The organism is Grimontia sp. SpTr1 (assembly GCF_947387585.1).
Taxonomy (GTDB): Bacteria; Pseudomonadota; Gammaproteobacteria; order Enterobacterales; family Vibrionaceae; genus Enterovibrio; species Enterovibrio indicus.
In genome coordinates, this window is record NZ_CANDOD010000038.1 from 1 (window position 1) to 6415 (window position 6415).

The following is a 6415-nucleotide window of genomic DNA, read 5'->3' on the forward strand; positions in this document are numbered from 1 at the left end:
AACCTGCTGGTCGAGAATGACCGCAAGGACAACATCAAGCATGACCTCCATCTGGATGTCGAGAATGAAAGGTTCCAACACATCAAAGCTGACGATCATTTAACGGTCGACGGCAACACCATGACACACGTTAAAAGTGACAAAACTATCGTCACTGACAGTTCCCTACATATTAAAGCGGGGGCCGCCTTACTAAACGAAGCAGGCAGCGAAATCCACTTAAAGAGTGGTCATAAATCAGTGCTGGAGGCTTATACAGAAGTTACGCTCAAAGTCGGAGGCAACTTCGTGAAGATAGATCCATCAGGCGTTCATATCGTGGGTTCTGTTATCAACATCAACTCGGGTGGCAATGCAGGATCTGGTTCAGGGTTTGGTGGGGCAATGCCGATTTTGCCGGGTGGGGTGACAGCGCCGAAAGCGCCAGCCGAGCTACTGTTGGCCCCTCAAACTGCCACCATGACCAGTTTGCTTCCGTTAATCGCAGAAAAAGACATCCCCATGATGGAAATTTGCCAAAAGCGCGGAAACGGTCAATGTACCAAGCAAAATTGCGAGTGTGACAATGCCTGATTTTATCCCTCAATACGTCTTGATTGTTGATACGCTTCGTGTCACAGACGCTATCGCGATTGCCACGTCACATGAAAAGAAATGGTTTTATTTGTACGAAAACACACCTTGGCAATCTCAGCTGAAAAACAGTCCTGTTTGTATCTCTATCACGCAAGACGATGCGATATGGGCGTTATGGCAAAACAATTCTCTTTGGGCAAGCAGTGCCGTTGTATTTGAGTTTGGCAACACAATGTCACCACAGAGCATCACTCAAACATTACAAAAACACATCACTGTGAACTCTCAAGACGGGCGGCTGTTCCTTTTACGTTTCTATTCACCCAACGCCTTGTCAGTGTTAATGGCGCGTATGGGCAATGATGAAAAGCAGATTTTTTTTGGTGCAGCAGATGCTGTTCTCACCAGTTTTAATGTTGCTGAGTCTCAGCCATTCACACGCTATGAGCCCCCCAGTATCAAAACTGTGCTCGAAGATAAAGATTTAGTCTTAGATAACTCGCTTGTAGAGGCCATGTTCCAATGACAAAAAGCTATACGATTCAGTCGGGAGACACGCTATCGGCGCTCGCTGTTCGATTTAATACGACCATTGAAACACTGCTCAATCTCAATTCGCAGCAAATCAAAAATATTGACTTAATCTATGATGGGAACACGCTGACCGTTCCCACTTTGCCGGATACAAGCACTGAGAAAAGAGAGCCTACGCCTCAACTCGCGAAAGATAGCGTCGCGGCGTTAACCTGTAAAACACAAAAATTCGTGGACTCTTTATTCATTCCCGAGCATCCAGGCAATAAGAAACAGCAAGTCCTTTTATTGACGCAGGAAGCGGTAGATTGCGTCAAAGTAGAAGCTGATATATGTAAAGCTGCGCTTAGCGGCGCGAGCAAAGAGGACATTGTCAAAGGGCTAAACCGACTGGGCATTCTTGACCCTTTTAACGCCGTTGCGCATGAAATGTTTTTAAAAATAGATAACCCAGAGAGCGCAACGCATTACAAACGCGCGCTGTTGGAACACCTTCAGTTGACTCAAAGCGGTGATGTAATTCTGCTTCCCACAGACAACCCCGACATAGGTCTTGGCGATATTTCTCAAGAGATTAGAAAGATAGAAGGCAGCTTTGAAGAAAAGAAACAACGGATTAAGGGGCAAGAAACAATCTATGAGCCAGGTGGATACTGGGGAGTTGTCGCACTCTCTTACGAGCAAGCTCTAGAGCAATACGAAGATGAACGAGTATCTCAGTATCGGAAGCTGAAAAGGCGAGCAATTAAAGCACTTGAGGAAGCGATTGAAAACTTTGAGAAAAAAGCGACCCGCATTGCGCGAAAGACCAAAGTGCAAGAGGGTGAACACACGTTTGCATTCACCGATAAAGGTTACTATTCCTCTGATTGCGATGCAGAGGTTTACGCGAGTTTAAAAAAACTCATTGCCCAGAGAGTTAAGTTGGAAATCTCCGATTATCTTTCGCCTCAAACAATCAAAGAAAACAGTCCCCTTCCAGATATTGATACTGTTCATAAATTTTATAAGTATTGGCGTGACAAAGCACATGAAAAGATAGAAATAGCACACAGCAAAAAATGGAATGTAAGAGGTTATTTGGGGATTGAAGGAATCAAACACCGAGATTTTTTTCAGGCTGTCCACGAACTCAATCAAACGAATACCGTCATTAAAGAGCAGTTTCTGACCGAAGACCAACTGTTTCGTGGACGACAGAAGGTCAAAGACTTGATTGCAACTATCGAAGAACGCAATCCGAGCATCGAAGCGTTCGTAATGGAACTCAAAAAACTCGACAACGCCGTGAGTTTCAAAGACGCAATAGGGTACTACCCTATGTATGTCCTCCACCTATTCCTGATTAGGGAGATCGGGAAGCGTTTGCGTAGTTTTTCTGAGAGGCTCGGAAAACATGAGGCCTATGTCAGACATGTTCGCCAACTGCTCGACTTTGCCTTGCGACTCCAACAACGCCAGTTATCATTGAAAGCACCAGCTAAAGCGCAGAAGTCTTCTCCATCATACGCGTATATCAACAAAGACATGACGTATTTTGGTGGCTTGCAAAGCGCACGTAACGCTGAGCCCACGCTGCTCTGGGATGAATATTCTTGGGAACCAGAGAACCTTGAGCATCAAATTTTTGCGGCAGCGGGTCTCAACAACCTCTCTATCGTGGAATGCGCATTATCTTCTGATCCGCAAACAGTGCTCTATCTGAAATCGAATCACCCTGCCTTTGAAAATAACCTTGCCTCATGCATTAAACCGCTCAGTTTGAACCCTCCCAGTGGTGCCATAGGAGGCGGGGCCGCAGGAAACACATTTGCCTCAGAAACCTCAATAGGCAACCTGAGTTATCAAGGCACGCACTATTCGACACTCGCGGATATCCCAAATAAAATCATTTTCCCCTGGCACGGCAATGTCATTAACAATGAAGCTTTCGGGTTACCCGGCTATACAAAGATCCATTCGGGTGCGCAATTTGCGCGGTTCGTGAGAAGCGCAGAGCTTTTTACCGATCAAAAAAATACGCTCAGCAAAGACCATGTCCAACTCAGCGGCGAAGTAAAGGCGGGATTTGACTTAGCCAATGCCGCCTTTGGCTTTGAGAATAAAATACCGCTCCCATTGGACATTCGCTATAGAACAAAAAATCGTACCTCAACGAGTAAAAACCTTGGCAAAGGAGAGCTTTGTTTTCAAGCACAAGTGCATGGTTTTCTTTCTGCCAGTGTGCAGCTTGCTTCCAACGTACATTTCGGCAATATGGCCAATGGCGAAATCGGTGTTCGGGGTAGCTACGACCAAACCACCGATTTTAACGAGTCACGCAGCCACAGCGCGACGATTGCACGAAACAATGAGCCGACCACAATCGCAGCCGGTGCAAGAATGGAAGCGTCTGCCTTTGCAGGCTTAGAGGTAGGAGGCAAAGTAAGCTGTCAGTTTGACTGGATTGCCCCACAGACGGAAAAACGCCTCAACCTGTTTAAAACCGGTGTAGGCGTTCGCGCCACACTGGGCGTAGGCTACAAAGCGGTATTCCAGTGCACCTTCCACCAAGGTAAATTTATCTTTGTCACAGACATGAGCATGACCAAAGGATTGGGGGTGGGTGGCAAATTTGCCACCGAGTTAAACGTCCTAGCTGCGGATGATTTTTTTGCGGCCGTGCTTCAAATCATGGAATCATCGGACTTCCACCGCTTTGAATTCTTTCTGGAAGATGAAAACGGAGAAGATGCCTTTGGTGCCTTCAATACTGTGATAACTGTTGCAGCTGCTTTCGGCCTCACACTCTCACAGGTGTTATTGTTACCATTCAATATTATCAGTAACCTTGAGAAAGAAGCGTCTGACAAGAAAAATGCCTACTACGTCGCCGCGTTTCTCAACTCAAAAGAGAACCTGGACCTTAACGAGAAATGGATAAGAAACATGCCCGCCGAAACCTTGGCAAAATTGTTTGATGTGCTCAATAACTACAATCAATTTCCCTGGATTGGCAGCGGCGAAAAAGCCGCGAGAAATAATCTGGCACAGTTAACCGCCATTAATCGTATTTTTCAATGGTTAGGGGCAGGGGAAAAGAAGAAGCCTTCAACTCAGCAAATAAGAAAATTCGAAAATGCCATGCAGCGGGTCGGGATGAAAAAGCCGCACGTGAAGGTGGAAAAGAAATGGGAGCGGTATGCCGAGAATATTGTGTCAATACGCCACTTTTTTGAATTGGCTGCTAAGGATAAATTTTCTTCTGAAACCTATTATCCAGACTCTTATAAAGTGCTAATAAATCGCCAAATGGACGCATTCCATGAGCGTCTTCCACGATTAATGGAACTGACACCACTATTCAAAAAATCAATGTTGAAAGGTCCTCATCGGGAAGAGGACGTTTATCTCGCCATTCCTGTATCAGACCATCAAGCCATCAAAGATGCCGTTGCGAAAGGATACCGCCGTGTGTAATCCCCTGAAAACACTGTGCTTCACCACACTATTCGCCGTCGCTACCTGGGCGTCTGCCAACGACGGTACCGCCCGCGGCATCGCAAAATATAATGAAGGGGCGTTTCATGAGGCGCGTAGTCTGTTTCTGGCACAATCTGAAAAGGGCGATGCTTACGCCACCTTTTGGCTGGGCGTGACCCAATGGGAAACGGGCGAGCGATTTCAGGCCGGTGATACCTTTTTACAGGCCGCTGAAATGGGCGACCCCTGGGCCATGTACATGTTAGTTCCAAGAGACGGCAACCCTTGCCGCTATTTAGGCTGGCCTTGTGATATATCATGGAAAGCCAAGGCCCTTGCCGGGTGGGAAATCCTTGCAGAGCAGGGCAATGCCAAGGCCCAATTTGCCATCACCAAAGTCAGTCAACCTTGGTGGGAGTATATTCCGTTTTACCGTTTATTCCGTTATCACGAACTGCTGGAAACGGGACTGGAGCAAAATACCTATGGAGCCTATCGCAAATACATAAGGAAATTCGGAGATCGCAGTCGATACTATTTTGACTACATACATAGAGCGGCCGAGAAAGGTCATGCACTCTTTATGGCTACTATTGGAAAGAGCCAGCACGCCAGTATCAAAGGTCAGGAGTTAGCTTGGATGCTGAAATCCCTAGATACGGGGTTCCCTATCGCTGCTCGCTCGCTTTGCATTTCATATGACACAGGAATGGAGGGTTTTCCCTTTAACCTTGAAAAAGCCTTTTACTACTCGGTGGTTTATGAGGTGCTGAATAAAGGTAGAGACGAATGTGAAGTCACAACGTATGAGTTTCTTAAAGATGAATATGGCGGATTTATCGAGGATGAAAATGGCGAGTGGGTGGCGAAGGACCTCATCAGTGAAGAGCGCCAGCAAGAACTGCGTAAAGAGGCAGAAGCCTATGCCGAGACCTTAACCCCCAACCTCTTTTTAGATGAAACCACCATTGAACTGTTTGTTTATTAAAGGCACTTGAACATGGGTATCGATACATTACTGAGCGAAAGCCTTTACACCTTGGGGTTTCTTCTTGTTGTCGGCGTAGCCTCTATCCCTGCATGGCTGTTATGGCGTTCAAAACTCAATACGCTGGAAAAGAAAGGGAAAACGGCTCCGCTTAAAATGACAATATTGTGCACAGTATTGTCGATCATCACCCTACTGATTGTGCAACCACCGAAAGATTTCAGCGTGTTTGCGCCCGTATTCTATCTGTGTGGGGTGACTTTAATCTGGTCACTTAGTCTGATTTTAGTTGTACGCGCTAAAAACTCTTAATCCTACTCACCCCAACAACTTCCCCTTAACCCCATTAAACACCGCCAGTACACGATCGTGTGCTGGTTTGTGATCGGCAATAAATGACAGGCATGTCAGCGCACTATCCTCATAGTGTTTCGGTAGTGCCAGGTTCAGGTCGCTAGCGATAGTGCGAACATAATCGAGTTGCTTTTGTGAAGGTAATTTCAACTCATCAGGGATCGCATCTTGAATCGTGTCTGTCAGTTTCTCGGAAAAGTCCGGCCAGTCATTGAGGTTGATCTTCGTTTCCTCTGCCAACCTCAGAAATCGTTGCTGCTCTTCGCTAAGCGAATAGGTAAAGGTGACTGCGCCAACCGAAAACTCGACTTCTTTCATTTTTATGCTCTTATCGAAACTGCTGTTTTCTCGATGCTATCAATGCAGTCGCTTGAATGTTGTCTGACTCCTGCGAGTTTTCGTCCATGAGTTTCCCTCTGATCTTTCGGCCAAATCTTGCTCGCTGAGCAACTTTTCGCCCAAACCACAAGCAATACCTTGCTCTCCTCTTTCCATGATTAG

5 protein-coding genes and 1 pseudogene are annotated in these 6415 nt (G+C 46.3%); 5 read left to right on the forward strand and 1 reads right to left on the reverse strand.

What is annotated here, in order from left to right; genetic code table 11:
- The 5 genes and pseudogenes from QL223_RS25710 to QL223_RS25730 form a co-directional block, all read left to right on the forward strand.
- A pseudogene (locus tag QL223_RS25710) lies at positions 1 to 573 on the forward strand (type VI secretion system tip protein VgrG); the annotation flags it as partial.
- Positions 566 to 1102 (forward strand): DUF4123 domain-containing protein, encoded by a 537-nt coding sequence (locus QL223_RS25715; RefSeq protein ID WP_281546342.1) that lies wholly within the window; start codon positions 566 to 568, stop codon positions 1100 to 1102. The pseudogene QL223_RS25710 and the gene QL223_RS25715, both read left to right, overlap by 8 nt.
- The gene (locus QL223_RS25720) at positions 1099 to 4569 is read left to right on the forward strand and encodes a LysM peptidoglycan-binding domain-containing protein (protein ID WP_281546343.1); all 3471 of its coding nucleotides are present in this window, start codon (positions 1099 to 1101) and stop codon (positions 4567 to 4569) included. Before QL223_RS25715 ends, QL223_RS25720 begins: the two co-directional genes overlap by 4 nt.
- Positions 4562 to 5560 (forward strand): hypothetical protein, encoded by a 999-nt coding sequence (locus tag QL223_RS25725; protein WP_281546344.1) that lies wholly within the window; start codon positions 4562 to 4564, stop codon positions 5558 to 5560. Before QL223_RS25720 ends, QL223_RS25725 begins: the two co-directional genes overlap by 8 nt.
- A 12-nt stretch (positions 5561 to 5572) precedes the next feature.
- Positions 5573 to 5872 (forward strand): hypothetical protein, encoded by a 300-nt coding sequence (locus QL223_RS25730; protein WP_281546345.1) that lies wholly within the window; start codon positions 5573 to 5575, stop codon positions 5870 to 5872.
- 6 nt (positions 5873 to 5878) lie between these two features.
- Here QL223_RS25730 and QL223_RS25735 read toward each other — a convergent pair whose 3' ends face one another.
- The gene (locus tag QL223_RS25735) at positions 5879 to 6232 is read right to left on the reverse strand and encodes a hypothetical protein (RefSeq protein ID WP_002542766.1); all 354 of its coding nucleotides are present in this window, start codon (positions 6230 to 6232) and stop codon (positions 5879 to 5881) included.
- Positions 6233 to 6415: the final 183 nt, after the last annotated feature.